Annotated in this window: 18 protein-coding genes; 14 read left to right on the top strand and 4 right to left on the bottom strand. The window is 50.0% G+C overall.

Going from position 1 to position 14477, the window contains the following annotated elements; genetic code table 11:
* The first annotated feature begins 7 nt into the window (after window positions 1-7).
* Both epmA and FIM25_RS07595 read left to right on the top strand, forming a co-directional pair.
* Window positions 8-934, top strand: a complete 927-nt coding sequence (gene epmA, locus FIM25_RS07600) for an EF-P lysine aminoacylase EpmA (RefSeq protein WP_246052083.1) — start codon at window positions 8-10, stop codon at window positions 932-934.
* Window positions 935-961: 27 nt separating this feature from the next.
* Window positions 962-1444, top strand: coding sequence for a MarR family winged helix-turn-helix transcriptional regulator (locus FIM25_RS07595; protein ID WP_139447904.1), 483 nt, complete (start codon window positions 962-964; stop codon window positions 1442-1444).
* Window positions 1445-1452: 8 nt separating this feature from the next.
* Here FIM25_RS07595 and FIM25_RS07590 read toward each other — a convergent pair whose 3' ends face one another.
* The 4 genes from FIM25_RS07590 to FIM25_RS07575 form a co-directional block, all read right to left on the bottom strand.
* Window positions 1453-1701 (bottom strand): FmdB family zinc ribbon protein, encoded by a 249-nt coding sequence (locus tag FIM25_RS07590; RefSeq protein WP_139447902.1) that lies wholly within the window; start codon window positions 1699-1701, stop codon window positions 1453-1455.
* Between the two features lie 73 nt (window positions 1702-1774).
* On the bottom strand, window positions 1775-3478 hold the full coding sequence (gene recN, locus FIM25_RS07585) for a DNA repair protein RecN (RefSeq protein WP_139447900.1): 1704 nt from the start codon (window positions 3476-3478) through the stop codon (window positions 1775-1777).
* Window positions 3479-3888: 410 nt separating this feature from the next.
* Window positions 3889-4227 carry a hypothetical protein gene (locus FIM25_RS07580; protein ID WP_139447898.1) on the bottom strand — a complete coding sequence of 113 codons (339 nt, stop codon included), beginning with the start codon at window positions 4225-4227 and terminating at the stop codon, window positions 3889-3891.
* Window positions 4200-4562 carry a DVU0772 family protein gene (locus tag FIM25_RS07575; RefSeq protein WP_139447896.1) on the bottom strand — a complete coding sequence of 121 codons (363 nt, stop codon included), beginning with the start codon at window positions 4560-4562 and terminating at the stop codon, window positions 4200-4202. Before FIM25_RS07575 ends, FIM25_RS07580 begins: the two co-directional genes overlap by 28 nt.
* A gap of 461 nt (window positions 4563-5023) precedes the next feature.
* Here FIM25_RS07575 and FIM25_RS07570 point away from each other — a divergent pair, with 461 nt between their 5' ends.
* The 12 genes from FIM25_RS07570 to dnaK all read left to right on the top strand — a co-directional run bounded on the left by FIM25_RS07570 (window position 5024) and on the right by dnaK (window position 14424).
* Complete coding sequence (locus FIM25_RS07570; RefSeq protein WP_139447894.1) at window positions 5024-5245, top strand: hypothetical protein; 222 nt, start codon at window positions 5024-5026, stop codon at window positions 5243-5245.
* A gap of 136 nt (window positions 5246-5381) precedes the next feature.
* Window positions 5382-5762, top strand: a complete 381-nt coding sequence (locus FIM25_RS07565; protein WP_139447893.1) for a desulfoferrodoxin — start codon at window positions 5382-5384, stop codon at window positions 5760-5762.
* Window positions 5763-5828: 66 nt separating this feature from the next.
* Window positions 5829-5984, top strand: a complete 156-nt coding sequence (locus FIM25_RS17055) for a rubredoxin-like domain-containing protein (RefSeq protein ID WP_179953240.1) — start codon at window positions 5829-5831, stop codon at window positions 5982-5984.
* 86 nt (window positions 5985-6070) lie between these two features.
* Window positions 6071-7402, top strand: coding sequence for a cytochrome ubiquinol oxidase subunit I (locus tag FIM25_RS07560; protein ID WP_139447891.1), 1332 nt, complete (start codon window positions 6071-6073; stop codon window positions 7400-7402).
* Window positions 7403-7440: 38 nt separating this feature from the next.
* Window positions 7441-8457 (top strand): cytochrome d ubiquinol oxidase subunit II, encoded by a 1017-nt coding sequence (gene cydB, locus FIM25_RS07555; RefSeq protein WP_139447889.1) that lies wholly within the window; start codon window positions 7441-7443, stop codon window positions 8455-8457.
* A 59-nt stretch (window positions 8458-8516) separates the two neighbouring features.
* Window positions 8517-8672: a rubredoxin gene (rd, locus tag FIM25_RS07550; protein WP_139447887.1), complete on the top strand. Its 156-nt coding sequence runs from the start codon at window positions 8517-8519 to the stop codon at window positions 8670-8672.
* Window positions 8673-8763: 91 nt separating this feature from the next.
* Window positions 8764-9966 carry an FprA family A-type flavoprotein gene (locus FIM25_RS07545; protein ID WP_139447885.1) on the top strand — a complete coding sequence of 401 codons (1203 nt, stop codon included), beginning with the start codon at window positions 8764-8766 and terminating at the stop codon, window positions 9964-9966.
* Window positions 9966-10154: a ferredoxin gene (locus FIM25_RS07540; protein WP_139447883.1), complete on the top strand. Its 189-nt coding sequence runs from the start codon at window positions 9966-9968 to the stop codon at window positions 10152-10154. Before FIM25_RS07545 ends, FIM25_RS07540 begins: the two co-directional genes overlap by 1 nt.
* Window positions 10155-10314: 160 nt before the next feature.
* On the top strand, window positions 10315-10662 hold the full coding sequence (locus FIM25_RS07535; RefSeq protein ID WP_139447881.1) for a cytoplasmic protein: 348 nt from the start codon (window positions 10315-10317) through the stop codon (window positions 10660-10662).
* Between the two features lie 13 nt (window positions 10663-10675).
* Window positions 10676-11350 carry a DVU0298 family protein gene (locus FIM25_RS07530; protein ID WP_139447879.1) on the top strand — a complete coding sequence of 225 codons (675 nt, stop codon included), beginning with the start codon at window positions 10676-10678 and terminating at the stop codon, window positions 11348-11350.
* Between the two features lie 391 nt (window positions 11351-11741).
* Window positions 11742-12488: a nucleotide exchange factor GrpE gene (gene grpE / locus FIM25_RS07525; protein ID WP_246052081.1), complete on the top strand. Its 747-nt coding sequence runs from the start codon at window positions 11742-11744 to the stop codon at window positions 12486-12488.
* A gap of 13 nt (window positions 12489-12501) precedes the next feature.
* Entirely contained in the window at window positions 12502-14424 is a 1923-nt protein-coding gene (gene dnaK, locus FIM25_RS07520; RefSeq protein ID WP_139447877.1) for a molecular chaperone DnaK, read from the top strand.
* Window positions 14425-14477 lie beyond the last annotated feature (53 nt).

Genomic DNA, 14477 nt, shown 5'->3' with positions numbered 1-14477 from the left:
ATTGGGCATGGAAGCCAAGGCCTTCCGCAGAATGCGGATTCGGCCCCATCTGGAAATGAGGATGCGGATGGCAGCGGCTGTCCGCAGCTTTTTTGTTGAAAGGGATTTTCTGGAGGTGGAAACCCCCATCAGAATCCCAGCCCCTGCACCGGAGGTACACATAGACTGTGTGTCTGCCTCCGGAGCCTTTCTGCAGGCATCTCCGGAGCTTGCCATGAAGGAGCTTCTGGCTTCGGGCTTTGACAGAATCTTTCAGCTGGCCCGCTGTTTCCGTGGAGGTGAGCGTGGGGCAAAGCATCTTCCGGAAATGACCCTGCTGGAATGGTATGTGAAAGATGAGAATTACCGCTACATGATGGAGGAGACTGAGCAGCTGGTCTGTCATCTGGCGGCATGTGAAGGCAGGGGGGATAGCCTTTTCTGGCAGGGAAAAAAAATCAACCTGACCCCGCCATTTGAAAGGCTTTCCGTAGAAGAAGCCTTTTTACGTTACGGCAGTCTGTCCATGGAAGAGGCCCTTGAAAAGGGGTGCTTCAATGAGATCATGGGGCTGGAAATTGAACCCTGCCTTGGTTTGGAAAAACCGGTTTTTTTGTATGATTACCCGGTTTCCGAAGCTTCCCTTGCCCGGATAAAGCCTGAGAATCCAGCCTTTGCAGAACGTTTTGAGCTGTATGTCTGTGGTGTGGAGCTGTGCAATGCCTACACGGAACTCGTGGATGCAAAGGAGCAGGCCGACCGTTTCCGGGAGGCGGCTATGGAAAGGGAGAGGCTTGGGAAAACAGCCTATCCGGAGGCATCTGTCTTTCTTGAGGCCCTCGGCCATATGCCGCCTGCAACGGGTAATGCCTTAGGGTTTGATCGTCTTGTGATGCTCTTTTCCGATGCTCCGGACATTGATTATGTGACAGCCATACTGCCGGAGGAGATGTGAATGTGAACAGGAAAGAAATGACGAACCATGGATGACAAGCGGCTTTTTTATCTGATCCATCGTGTGCATGGCAAACTTATTCATGGGCTGGATCAGTTTTTATGGGACAGGCTTCAGGTAACCAGTGCCCAGCTCATGGCTCTTTTTTATATCCGGGACCATGACGGCTGTCTGCTCAAAGATCTGGGCGAGGGAATTCAACTGAAAAGCTCCGGCATTACAGGTCTTGTAAGGCGCATGGAAAAAAACGGGTTGATCAGTAGAAAAACCTGTCCCCATGACGGCAGGGGATTTCGTATCTATATCAGCCCGGAAGGTGAGAGGATTGCATCAGGTGCTATGCCCATGGTGGCTGCCCTGAACGGGATGATCCATGAAGGTTTTTCAGTAGAGGAGATGGAAACGGTTTTTCGTTTTCTCAACACACTCCTTGAACGTGTGTCAGGGGATCTGTTTTCCGGTCTGGGGCAGGGGGGGCAGGATAACGGCGGGAGTGGTCCCGCCGCATGATGCCGGGCTCAGTTCACGCCCGGTATGGTATAGGTGGAGCAGGAACCTGCGGAACAGGTGCGCTCCTGTTTGCTGACCCCTGTCTTCTGGCCGCTGCCGCCGGAAGGCCCCATGGCGTAACTGGTGGCACTCATAACCCTTTCAAAGTGCTGGGCACCGCAGTGGGGGCATTTTACCTCTTCTTCTTCACTGGCCTTTAGGGTGAGCACTTCAAAAAGATCCTCACAGTCAAGGCATTTGAACTCATAAATGGGCATAAATTACTCCTGATTCCATCATTGCTGATCATATTCAAAAAATAAAAAGGCCTAAGGGTTTTACGGTTTTTTGTCAAGTATGGGCTTCCGATAGCAGCTCCCTTGCATGGGCAAGGGTTGTTTCTGAAATGGCGGCTCCGCCCAGCATCCTTGCCAGCTCGCCCGGCCTTTCATCCTTTGAAAGAAGCCGGATGCGGGTTCGGGTTCGTCCTCCTTCCACGGCCTTGGCAATGTGAAGGTGGTGGTGGCCGAATTTTGCGATCTGGGCCAGATGGGTGATGCATATCACCTGATGGGTGCTGGATAAAGACTGCATTTTTTTCCCCACAGCCTCGGCCACGGAGCCGCCGATACCGGCATCGGCTTCATCAAATACAATGGTGCTTACGGCCTCGTTGCGGGCCAGAATGGTTTTTAGGGCCAGAACCGTTCTGGAGAGTTCCCCGCCCGAGGCAATTTTACTTAAAGGGTTTTCCGTTTCCCCCACATTGGGGGCGATACAGAACCGTGCACTTTCACTTCCTTTTTCCCCCAGCCCCTGTCCCTTTTCATCCTTCATCCATGGAGAGCTGCCAGCTTCCAGAGGCAGCAGGGCCACCCGGAATCGGGTTCCGGCCATACAGAGGTCAGCCAGTTCCTTTTCCACGGCAGAGGCCATGGTCAGGGCTGCGGCACTGCGTTTTTCCGAAAGATGACGGGCAAGCTTCAGGGTTTCATTGTAAAGGATAAGGCGCTGTTTCTTGAGTTCTTCCATGCGTTCTTCCATGGAGTCTGCTTCCATGTACCGTTTTTCCAGTGTTTCTTTGTGTGCCAGCACATCCTTCAGTTCAGGGCCGTATTTTTTCTTCAGTTTTGCAAGGAGATGCAGCCGGCTTTCCACCTGATCCAGCAGGGCCGGATTCATCTCCATATGGTCAAGGTACTGGCGCAGATGTCCTGCCAGATCTTCGCAGCGCAGGGCAAGGGCTTCTGTGTCACTGGCTGCCGTATCCAGGGAGGGGTCCAGGGAAGCTGCCTTGTCCATTTCCTTGCGCAGCATGGCAAGTTTTCCTGCTATGGCATCTTCTCCTTCATAGAGCTGTTCCACCACAAGGCCGATGGTTTGTCCCAGAGCATGGGCATGGCGCAGTTTTTTTCTTAAGATTTCAAGTTCTGCATCTTCGTTTTCCTTTGGACCTGCCTCTTCAATTTCCCGGATCTGAAAGGCCGTGAAATCCGCCTCCGCCTCTTCTTTGGCCTTTTTCTTTTTCAGGTTTTCCATCTCCCTCAGGGTCTGGAGCAGTTTTCCGTGGCTTTCAGTATATTGTGTCAGTTCTTTTTCCAGCCCTGCATAATCATCGAGCATATCCAGATGAAGGTTTTCATCCAGAAGGCGCTGGTGGGCATGCTGTCCTGCTATGCTTGCAAGCTGTTCGGTAAGTTCTCCCAAAAGCTGGGCCGTGGCCATGCGGGAGTTGATGTATATTTTGTGGGGACCTGTGGCGGAAAGCACTCTGCGGATATGCAGTCCCTGATCCAAAGGGATGTCGTTTTTCTCCATGGCAATGGCCGCAGGGCTTCCTGCTCTTGGCATGAAAAGGGCTTCCACCTCTGCGCTGCTGTGTCCCTGGCGTATCATGCGGGCATCTGCACGGCTTCCCAGAAGCAGGTTCACAGCCTGAATGATGATGGATTTCCCTGCGCCGGTTTCACCGCTCATGACGGTCATGCCCTGGCCAAAGCCTATGGTCAGGTCATCGATGATGGCAAAATTGCGGATGGCAAGTTCGCTGAGCATGGGGCCTTTCCTTTGGATAGAGGAATAAGGAACTTATTTTGTAATTGTTCAGCACATTTTTAGGTTTCATACCTGTAAGCAAGGTGCACAGGCTCCCAGGCTATTTGCCCGTGACGCAATCTTATTCTTAGAGCTTCTTGCCCTGTGCGGAATCGGCAAAAACTCACCGCCACAGGCAGGATGAGCTTTTTGATTACCATAGCAGGCTTATGCACGCTGCCTTTGTGGCGGCTCAGACAGTTTGCCGCTTCTTTCGCACAGGTCTGCAAAGCTCTTATCCGAAACGATTGCAACGTCACTTGCAAATAGCCAGGGAGCCTTGCCATGGAGCTGAGTCAATGAAACTAAAGCATTGCAGCTTCGGAATAAAATTGTGCCGAACAGTTACCTTCTTTTATACAGGGATTCTTTTAGCCTGTCCCGCTATCCATTACAATCCCGAAAGATGGCTTCTGTACCTTTGCATGGTATGCCTGCCTGATTGAATGCCTTTGATTTGCAAAGCAAAAGTTTTTAATTTTTACAGAAGAGAAAGGAAGCCCGGCATTTTTAAAATTGTGTCTGCCGGGCTTTATCATCATATAGGCAGGGGAGAGGGGTTTTGCTTTGTAAAAACCCCTCTCCGGTATCAGGCCTGAGGAGTCTGAGCTCCCGGTTCCGGTAGGCTTTGAGGTATGCTGAGAGGATTTTTTTTCCCATGCAGCCCATGGGGCTGGCTTATTTAGTGATACAGTTTTTTCAGAAGCCATTCTTTGACTTCTCCTTCAATGGAGTAAACGCCCCTGTTGTAACCTATGGACTCCATAAAGGATTCCTTGAGTCCGGGGGGCAGGGGGATTTTTGCCAGTTCTACTGCCTCTTCGGAATTTCTTCGTATAAGATAGATCACAGGAGGATCTTCCCAGGTATTTACTGTGAAATAGTGTGATTTATCATGCTTTCCCCTTACGGAGTAACGCAGTCCGCCGGGCTTCCATATGCCACCCCATTCCAGGTAAAGATTCACGGCATCTTCGGGTGTAAGCTCCCAGTCAATTTCATTGAGCAGGTCCATATCATTTCTAAGTTCTTCGATGGCTATCATAGGCTTGGCCTCCTTGTTTTCGTTGTCGCATGTATTTAATGCATTCTTTGTGCCATTGTTTTTTATGGATTGTTTTTATTGGTTTTTTATTTGCAATCACGGTTTTTTAGAAATAAAGTCCCGGTTTTTTCTAAAAAAATGGGTCTTGCATGGTGTTCTGGGTCAGTGTTGTCTCATTTTCTTTGTGAGACATAGACACGGGCATCGCTTTATCAGTTATTTCAACCTTAAAGCATTGGGCCTTTCTTTTATATCTATCTTTAACAGATCTTTTGCTGTGAACAGGACACATCTTCTGTGTGGGACAGAAATGCTGATTTTCAGGGAATTTTCAGGAAAAACAGTCTTTGGCACGAATCCTGAATAATGGAAAAATCCATGTGTTGCTGTTGCAAGTCGGCGTGGGCGTGTTAAAGTATGAACCATACAGTCTGCCTCCCTGGGTGGCGTGGAGAAAAGCCGTGAAAGCCTGTGATGAAAACATAGAAAAAACAATTCTTCTCGCAGATCAGATGCTGGCCCTTGCGGATGAAGGGGATGAGGCTCGTGAAGACGTCTCCTGCGGTGTCATGTATGGTATCCTCAGGGATGCGGGGTACAGACTGAAGCAGCTTGCTGAAAAGGAAAGGGCTGCCCACAGGTCAAAGGCAGGCCTGTCTGTATTGAAAAGCGGTACAGGTTGAATTTTTGTTCGCCCAGATTGTTAAGGGTTTTTGTCTGAGAGTGGGAAGGAATAATACAAAAAATTTTGATTTATGGTATTGTTGAGCATATTTTTTTAACATCCATTGAAATCCTAAGGGAAAAAGGAGTTTATCCATGGCAGAAAGACTGGACGTTTACAGATGTGATATTTGTGGCAATGTAATAGAAGTAATGCACGGCGGTAAGGGTGAGCTGGTCTGCTGCGGTCAGCCCATGGTGCATCTGACGGAAAATACCGTGGATGCTGCAAAGGAAAAGCATGTGCCCGTGATTGAGCGCATCCCCGGAGGCGTAAAGGTTGTGGTTGGCAGCACGGAACATCCCATGCTTGAAAAACACTATATTGAATGGATTGAGATTATTGCTGATAATCGCGTATACCGTCAGGATCTTAATCCCGGCGAAAAGCCCGAAGCTACCTTCATGATTGATGCTAAAAATGTGGTTGCCCGTGAATACTGCAATCTGCACGGAGTGTGGAAAGCCGAAGGTTAAAGTCTGAAAGACTGTTGTCTGCTCTGACCTGTAACAGAAAACACAACAATGAAAGGATAAACGGATATGGCACAGTGGAAATGCAGCATCTGCGGCTATCAGATGGAAGCGGAAACACCTCCGGCAGAATGTCCGTCCTGCAAGAAGACCTGCGAGTTTCTTGACAATACCTGCTATACACCGGATTGCGAGGGTGCGGGCAGGGATGACAGAATAAAATAACAGGCCGGGTTCAGTATGCTGCTGAACCCGCAGAAAAGACTGCGGTGAGATATCATCGCAGTCTGTCTCTTTAAGGAGGAGACACTATGGATGTGGTTCTGCTTTCCCGGTTGCAGTTTGCCGCAACCACTATGTTTCACTTTTTATTTGTTCCCCTTACGCTGGGGCTTTCCATTCTTGTGGCGTGGATGGAAACCCGTTATGCCCGTACAGGAGATGAGGTGTATCTCCGGATGACAAAGTTCTGGGGAAAAATTTTTCTCATCAATTTTGCAGTCGGTGTGGTTACGGGGATTACTTTAGAGTTTCAGTTCGGAACCAACTGGTCCCAGTATTCCGCCTATGTGGGGGATATTTTCGGGTCGCTTCTGGCCATTGAGGCCACAGCGGCCTTTTTTCTGGAATCCACCTTCATAGGTATATGGATTTTCGGCTGGAAAAGGCTTTCGGCCAAGGCCCATGCGGCGGTTATGTGGATGGTAGCCATTGCAGGCAATGCTTCGGCCATATGGATTCTCATTGCAAACGCCTGGATGCAGCATCCCGTGGGTTATACCCTCAGAGAATCCTTTGGTGGGCAGAGGGCTGAAATTACAGACTTCATGGCGGTGATTACCCAGAAATTCGCCTGGCTCACCATCATGCATACCCTTGCGGCCAGCATTGTGCTGGCGTGTTTTTTTGTCATGGGTATCAGTGCATGGCATCTTCTTAAAAAGCAGCATGAAGAGGTCTTTACCCGGTCTTTCCGCATGGCACTGGTTCCGGGTCTTATTTTTTCCATCTTTGTGGCTGTTCAGGGTGACTTTCACGCCGTGGATGTGGCCCACTCCCAGCCTGCAAAAATGGCGGCCATGGAATTCCACTGGGAAACCCAGCCCAATGCGCCCAGCTATATTTTTGCATGGCCTGATCCCGAGGCGGAAAAAAACAGCATAGAAATTGGTAAAATTCCAGGAATGTTAAGTTTTCTCATTCACCACGATTTTTCAACACCGGTAACAGGCTTAAAAGATTTTCCAAAGGATGAGCGTCCGCCCATTGCCATTGTGGGCATGGCCTTCAGGGTTATGGTGGCCCTTGGTGCCTACTTTATCATTGCCTGCAGCATAGGCTGGTTTTTCAGAAAACGGCTTCAGGAGAAACCCTGGTATCTGAAAATGATGCTCTGGTCCATTCCTCTGCCCTATATTGCCACCCAGGCCGGATGGATTGTGACGGAAGTTGGAAGGCAGCCCTGGATTGTGTATGGCCTGATGAAGACCTCCGATGCCGTGTCACCGGTTTCTACGGGACAGGTCGGAGCAAGCTTTGTAGGATTTATTGTGGTATATGGTCTTCTGGGCCTTGCCGGATTCACCATGATCGCTAAAAAGGCGATGAAGGGACCGGATCTGCCTGAAGAAACAAAGGCCTGACAACAACCCCGCAGATGCGGACCAGGAGGACATGATATATGGAACTGCAGGTCATTTGGTTTTTTCTCTGGGGCTTGCTTTGGGCCGCTTATTTTATGACGGACGGCTTTGACCTCGGGGTGGGTGCGCTGTATCCTTTCCTTGGAAGGGACGAAACGGATAAAAGGAAAATGATCAATGCCATCGGCCCTTTATGGGATGGCAATGAGGTGTGGCTTATTACGGCAGGCGGGGTTACCTTTGCTGCCTTTCCGCTGGTTTATGCCACCATGTTTTCAAGCCTTTATACACCGCTTATGTTTATTCTCTTCGGGCTCATCATCCGCGGAGTGAGCTTTGAGTTCCGGGGTCTTTCGGAAAACAGGCTCTGGAAAAAAACATGGGATACCTGTATCTTTGTGGGAAGTGTTACACCAGCAATCCTTTTTGGTGTGGCCTTTGCCAATATTTTCATGGGTATCCCCATTGACGGTAAAGGGATTTTCCATGGCAATCTCTTTACCCTCTTAAATCCCTACGGTATTATGGGTGGGCTGCTCTTTTTGCTCCTTTTCATGCACCACGGGGCCTTGTGGCTCTGTATCCGCACAAAGGAAGGTCTGCAGGAGAGGTCCATTCACACGGCAAAGGTTCTCTGGCCTGTAATGCTGGTGGTGCTGGCTGTTTTTGTGATCTCAAGCTGGTTCTATACGGATCTTTATGCCAATTATCTGGTAACACCTCTGCTTTTTGCCGTACCTTTGCTTGCGGTGGCAGCCTTTGCAGGGGCCAGGATTTTTCTTGCCAAGGGGAAGTTTTTCCCTGCCTGGGGAATGAGTTCTGCGGGAATTGTGGCCACGACATTTTTTGGCATCATCGGTCTTTTTCCCAATCTCTTTCCATCCAGTCTGTCTCCGGAATACAGCCTTAATCTCATGAATTCCTCTTCCAGTCCCCTGACCCTGACCATCATGCTCTGGGTTGTGGTGATTATTGTGCCCCTGGTGATTGCCTATCAGTCATGGGCCTATTACATCTTCCGCTTCAAGGTGGAAGAAGAGGATTTTACCTATTGAGGATTAAAAGGGCTGGCGTTCTGAGAAAACCAACCTGATATAAAAAAAGGAGCTTTACGATGAAGTATGTATGCGAGTTGTGTGGCTGGGAGTATGATCCTGCGGAAGGTGACAGTGAGGGTGGAATTGCACCGGGTACGGCCTTTGCCGATCTTCCCGATGACTGGACCTGTCCTGTATGCGGTGCGGAAAAGGATCAGTTTTCCCCGGCCTGATTGTTGATTCCAGATAAAGATGCCGGGAGCCGCAGATCATTGCGATCCCGGTTTTTTTGATACCTTTTGATGATGCTTTATAAGGAAAGAAATGCGACCTGTTGAAATAGCCCCCAATGTTTTTGAAGTTGGTGTCCGGGACTGGAACATCCGTGATTTCCATGGTTACTCCACCCCCGCAGGTACCACCTATAACGCCTTTCTCATCCGTGGTGAGACCAATGTTCTCATTGATACCGTAAAGGCAGAATTCACAGAAGAGCTGCTGTCCAATATCCGGGCCATCATGGACCCTAAGGACATTGATATTGTGGTGAGCAATCACACGGAAATGGACCACTCCGGCGGCCTGCCCCGCATTATGGCGGCTGTGGGGCAGGACAAGCCCCTTTATTGCTCCAAAATGGGCGCAAAGAATCTGGCCCGGCATTTTCGTGAAAACTGGAATTTAAAGGAAGTCAGCTCCAGCGAAGAAATTTCCATAGGCAGTGGCCGTACCCTGATGTTCATTGAAACCCGGATGCTGCACTGGCCGGATTCCATGTTCACCTACCTTAAAGAAGACGGCATTCTTTTTTCAAGCGATGCCTTTGGTCAGCACTATGCGGGCAGCGAGATCTTTGATGATCAGATGGACATGTCCGAGCTGCTTTTCCATGCCAAAAAATATTACGCCAATATTCTTCTTCCCTTTTCAGCTCTCATTGCCAAGCTTCTCAAGGCAGTGGGCGAGATGGGGCTGAAGCTGAACATGGTCTGCCCGGACCACGGTATTCTCTGGAGGAAAGATCCCGGCGTGATTCTTGATGCCTACGACCGCTGGAGCCGTCAGGAAACCCAGAACAAGGCCGTTGTCATCTATGATACCATGTGGCATTCCACGGAGATGATGGCCGATGCCATAGTCAGCGGACTGGTGGAGGCTGGTGTGGAGCAGGTTCGGCCCATCAGTGTGCGCAGATCCCACAGATCAGACATCATGACGGAAATCATGGATGCCAAGGTTGTCATGGTGGGCTCTCCCACCCTGAACAACCAGATTTTCCCGGCACTCATGGATGTGCTGACCTATATGAAAGGTCTTAAGCCCCAGGGAAAAATAGCAGCAGCCTTTGGTTCCTACGGCTGGAGTGGTGAAGCTGTTAAACTTCTCAACGCGGAGCTGGCCGGTATGGGGTTTGAGCTTCCTGAGGAGGGTCTCCGTATCCAGTATGTGCCGGAGCGGGATCAACTGACCCTCTGCCATGGTCTGGGTATGCGCATGGGTCTCAGGGCACAGGGCAGGGAGGTTTGATGGAAGACTATGCGGCGGAGGTGGATCTTGTGACCTGCATTCGTTGCGGTATCTGCATTGAGCTTTGTCCGGAGGTTTTTGGCTGGAGTGCCACGGGTTTTGTGGTGGTACGGGAAAGCGAAGGCAGGCCTGACTGTCTGGAAGAGGCCATAAGGAACTGCCCTGCGGACTGCATCCGGGAACGCTGACTTGCCTTGATGGGATAAAAAAATAAGGCCAATTCCTGAAATGAAGATACCTTTGGCCCCGCCCTCCGGGTGCTGGCTGAGGCTCTCTAAAGCGAGGGGCCGGGATGAGGGTTCAAATTACGGGTAAATTAATCTTGGAAGCAGGCTGATGGAGGTAATTATGCGCAAAACTGCCCTTTTTGTTTTTAACGGAGATCCCATGTGTTTCATCCATGTTCTGCTCAATGGACTGGATATGCATGAAAGGGGTGATGAGGTGGCTCTGGTGCTGGAAGGGGCTTCAGTGGCCCTGATTCCTGAGCTGGAAAAGGAAGGCCATCCCCTGCATGCTTTGTGGAAAAAAGCCTTGGAAGCAGATATTGTGGCCGGTGTGTGCAAGGCCTGTGCTGCAAAGATGAAAACCCTTGATGCCGCAAAAAAAGCAGGCCTTTCCCTGCTTGATGACATGCATGGCCATCCGTCCATGGCAGCTTTCCGGGACGGAGGCTATGAGCTGCTGACCTTTTGATAAGGAGGCTCCCATGGACCGCAGGGAACTGAAAGCCCACGTTCTGGGCTGTCTGAATCTCAAAGATAATGACGCCATGGAGAGTGCCCTGCAGGCTCTGTCCGGCCGCAGGGTAGTGGGACCGCTCATGGGGGCCTTCTGCCATGAAAAAGAAGAGATACGCTGGTCTGCCGTGACCGGGATGGGGTCGGTTTGTGAGGCCCTTTTTCCTAAAGATCCCGAAGGTGTGCGCCGGGTGATGCGCAGGCTGATATGGATGCTCAACGATGAATCCGGAGGGATCGGCTGGGGCTGCGGTGAGGCCATGGGTGAGATTATGGCGCGTATTCCCATTGTTGCCCATGAATACCACAGGATTCTTTGTTCCTACATGGACCCGGAGGGTAATTTTCAGGAGAATCCTCTTTTGCAGAGGGGTATTCTCTGGGGCCTTGCCCGTCTTGCCCAGAGCTTTCCTGTTCTTGTACAGGAAATGATTCCGGTTCTTTCCTTTCCTCTGGATTCGGATGATCCTGAAATTCTGGCTTCAGCCCTGATGCTGGCCCGGATGTTGAAAGATCCTTCCCATACAAGGTACGTTGAAAAGCACCTTGAAGATTCAAGGGGGCTTCTTTTTTACTGGAACGGAGATTTTATTCCTGTAAAAATTGGCGAGCTTGCAGGTCAGTGCTGCAGGGACTCCGGATAAGATTGTGTCATGGGAAAAACAGCTTTGGTGTTTTTGCTGTTTGCCCCAAAGTTATGTCCATATATTAAACAGAGATTAGAAAATCTGCATATTTTTTTGTTCAAAAAGGGCAGTTCCGGTTGCTTTGCGGGCTGCCCTTTATGTTGTCTGTGCTTTCAGAAATTCCTGCCGTTTGCTTATTTCCCATTTCTTGACAAGGCATTTTTGCGCCTTATCTTCTTGCCAACTTGATCGGGAACCGATGAAAGTAAGGCTGTTTAGATAATTTTATTAAATGTATCTATTGCTTAAATATGAGTCAGAGGGCATGCAGACAGGACTCCCCATGCCCTTTTTTGTGGGGAATCCTTCTGCCCATAAGGTTAATGGGATGGGCGTCAGGAGATAAAGATTGAAAGAAGCAGATATGGAAAAAGAGGCTGAGATAAAGCCCGCAGAAGAAACCGTCACAGCCCGTGAAACACCTTCTGCTGAAGAGGTGGGCAAGGTAGCGGATGCTGCTGAAATACTTGATGGTAAGGGGCTGCAGGAAGATGAGGCTGCTGATGTGGACAGACCGGATACAGAGAAGGCCGGGTCCGAAGATGAAAGCCTTACCGCAAAACTTGAAGCCAGTGAAACTGCCCTGAAGGCAGCAAATGACCGCTATCTGCGTACTGTGGCGGAGCTGGAAAACTTCAAGAAAAGGACGGCCAGAGAAACGGATGAGTTCCGTAAATATGCCAATGTTTCTCTGGTTCAAAAGCTCCTTCCGGCTCTGGATAATATGGAAAGGGCCATGGATTCCGCCGCATCTCCGGAAGCAGGAGCTTCTGCCATTGTGGAGGGTTTGCGTCTGACCATAGCGGATATTCTCAAGGTTTTCGGAGAGTTCAATGTTAAGCCTGTGGAGGCGGAGGGTAAAAAGTTTGACCCTGTCTATCACATGGCCGTAGCCCATGAAGAAACAGATGCAGCGGATCCGGATACGGTTATCCGGATTTTTCAAAAGGGATATATCATGCACGACAGGCTTATACGTCCGGCTATGGTATCCGTAGCCAAAGCCATGCCGGTTTCCGCTGAAAAAGCAGGAGACGGTGAAAAAAACATGGCACAGGACAGTGGCCCTTCCGTCGGCATTGACATAAGAACATAAGGAGAAACAGAATATGGGTAAGATAATCGGTATAGATCTTGGAACCACCAACTCCTGCGTTGCCATCATGGAAGCAGGTGAACCCAAGGTTATAGCAAATACGGAAGGCGGTCGTACCACACCGTCCATTGTGGCAGTAACGGGTGCCGGAGAACGTCTTGTGGGCCAGTCAGCCAAGCGTCAGGCCATTACCAACCCCGAGAACACCATCTTTGGTGTCAAGCGTCTCATTGGTCGCAAATTCAATTCCCCTGCAGTGCAGAAGGACAGAAATGTTCTGCCTTTTCATATTGAAAATGCGGATAACGGAGATGTCCGGGTAAAAATTCAGGATAAAAAGGTAAGTCCCGCAGAGGTTTCTTCCTATATCCTGAGCTATATCAAAAAGGTTGCCGAAGACTATCTTGGAGAGCCGGTAACGGATGCGGTTATTACGGTTCCGGCCTATTTTGATGACAGCCAGCGTCAGGCCACCAAAGATGCGGGTACCATTGCAGGGCTTAATGTAAAGCGCATCATCAACGAGCCCACTGCAGCGTCCCTGGCCTATGGTCTCGATAAAAAATCCGATGAGAAGATTGCTGTTTTTGACCTTGGCGGCGGAACCTTTGACGTATCCATCCTTGAGATCGGTGATGGTGTGTTTGAAGTAAAAGCTACCAACGGTGACACCCACCTTGGCGGTGAAGACTTTGACAACCGTATCATCGATTTTCTGGCGGATACCTTCCGTAAAGAGCAGGGCATTGATCTGAGAAAGGACAAAATGGCTCTGCAGCGTCTTAAAGAAGCTGCGGAAAAGGCCAAGATTGAGCTGTCCTCTTCCATGGAAACGGAAGTGAACCTGCCCTTTATCACAGCCGATGCCTCCGGTCCCAAGCATCTTCAGATTAAGCTGTCCAGATCAAAACTGGAGTCTCTGGTGGGTGATCTGCTGGATAATCTTGAAGGTCCATGTGTTCGGGCAATGAAAGACGCTGGTATTGCTGCTGCCAATATCAATGAGGTGGTTCTTGTGGGCGGCATGACCCGTATGCCTGCTGTACAGGAGCGGGTGAAGAAGATTTTCGGAAAAGATCCCCATAAAGGCGTTAACCCCGATGAGGTTGTGGCCATTGGTGCAGCCATTCAGGCCGGTGTTCTTCAGGGGGATGTAAAAGATGTGTTGCTTCTGGATGTAACGCCCCTTTCTCTGGGTATCGAAACCCTGGGTGGCGTTATGACCAAACTTATTGAGCGCAACACCACCATTCCCACTAAAAAGAGCCAGGTTTTCTCCACGGCTGCCGACAATCAGCCTGCTGTTTCCATCCATGTGCTGCAGGGCGAGCGTGAGATGGCAAGGGATAACAAAACCCTTGGTAATTTTGAGCTGAGGGATCTTCCGCCTGCACCCCGGGGTGTTCCCCAGATTGAGGTGGGTTTTGACATTGATGCCAACGGCATTGTGCATGTTTCTGCCAAGGATCTGGGCACGGGCAAGGAACAGTCCATCCAGATCACTTCTTCCAGCGGTCTTTCTTCCGATGATATTGAACGTCTGGTCAAGGAAGCGGAAATGCACGCCGATGATGACAAGCGTAAGCGGGAGCTGGTGGAAGCCAGAAACACCGCAGACAGCATGGTCTATCAGACGGAAAAGTCCCTGAAGGATATGGGCGATAAGGTGGATGCAGAGACCCGCACAAGCATTGAGTCTGCTGTGGAAGATCTGAAAAAAGCCATGGAAGGGGAGGATCTGGATGCCATTAAGGCAAAAACAGATGCCCTGACCGAGGCTTCCCATAAGCTGGCCGAGGCCATGTACCAGCAGCAGGCAGCCGGTGCCGCAGCAGATGCTGCAGGTGCTGAAGGGTCGCAGGAGTCTTCCCGTCCCCAGGATGATGATGTTGTGGATGCTGACTTTGAAGAAGTGAAAAGCGATAAAAAAGACTGAAAAAAAATATAGGATATAAAGCTGTCTGAAAAAAGGGGCTGACCCGTAAAAGG

Source organism: Desulfobotulus mexicanus, assembly GCF_006175995.1.
In the GTDB taxonomy this organism is placed as follows: Bacteria; Desulfobacterota; Desulfobacteria; order Desulfobacterales; family ASO4-4; genus Desulfobotulus; species Desulfobotulus mexicanus.
This window is presented reverse-complemented; position numbering and strand designations above follow the sequence as displayed.

Excerpts from the sequence above, each read along its gene's own strand:
- epmA (WP_246052083.1), top strand. The coding sequence starts at position 8 with ATGGAAGCCAAGGCCTTCCGCAGAATGCGGATTCGGCCCCATCTGGAA.
- FIM25_RS07595 (WP_139447904.1), top strand. The coding sequence starts at position 962 with ATGGATGACAAGCGGCTTTTTTATCTGATCCATCGTGTGCATGGCAAA.
- FIM25_RS07590 (WP_139447902.1), bottom strand. The coding sequence starts at position 1,701 with ATGCCCATTTATGAGTTCAAATGCCTTGACTGTGAGGATCTTTTTGAA.
- recN (WP_139447900.1), bottom strand. The coding sequence starts at position 3,478 with ATGCTCAGCGAACTTGCCATCCGCAATTTTGCCATCATCGATGACCTG.
- FIM25_RS07580 (WP_139447898.1), bottom strand. The coding sequence starts at position 4,227 with ATGGCTTCTGAAAAAACTGTATCACTAAATAAGCCAGCCCCATGGGCT.
- FIM25_RS07575 (WP_139447896.1), bottom strand. The coding sequence starts at position 4,562 with ATGATAGCCATCGAAGAACTTAGAAATGATATGGACCTGCTCAATGAA.
- FIM25_RS07565 (WP_139447893.1), top strand. The coding sequence starts at position 5,382 with ATGGCAGAAAGACTGGACGTTTACAGATGTGATATTTGTGGCAATGTA.
- FIM25_RS17055 (WP_179953240.1), top strand. The coding sequence starts at position 5,829 with ATGGCACAGTGGAAATGCAGCATCTGCGGCTATCAGATGGAAGCGGAA.
- FIM25_RS07560 (WP_139447891.1), top strand. The coding sequence starts at position 6,071 with ATGGATGTGGTTCTGCTTTCCCGGTTGCAGTTTGCCGCAACCACTATG.
- cydB (WP_139447889.1), top strand. The coding sequence starts at position 7,441 with ATGGAACTGCAGGTCATTTGGTTTTTTCTCTGGGGCTTGCTTTGGGCC.
- rd (WP_139447887.1), top strand. The coding sequence starts at position 8,517 with ATGAAGTATGTATGCGAGTTGTGTGGCTGGGAGTATGATCCTGCGGAA.
- FIM25_RS07545 (WP_139447885.1), top strand. The coding sequence starts at position 8,764 with ATGCGACCTGTTGAAATAGCCCCCAATGTTTTTGAAGTTGGTGTCCGG.
- FIM25_RS07540 (WP_139447883.1), top strand. The coding sequence starts at position 9,966 with ATGGAAGACTATGCGGCGGAGGTGGATCTTGTGACCTGCATTCGTTGC.
- FIM25_RS07535 (WP_139447881.1), top strand. The coding sequence starts at position 10,315 with ATGCGCAAAACTGCCCTTTTTGTTTTTAACGGAGATCCCATGTGTTTC.
- FIM25_RS07530 (WP_139447879.1), top strand. The coding sequence starts at position 10,676 with ATGGACCGCAGGGAACTGAAAGCCCACGTTCTGGGCTGTCTGAATCTC.
- dnaK (WP_139447877.1), top strand. The coding sequence starts at position 12,502 with ATGGGTAAGATAATCGGTATAGATCTTGGAACCACCAACTCCTGCGTT.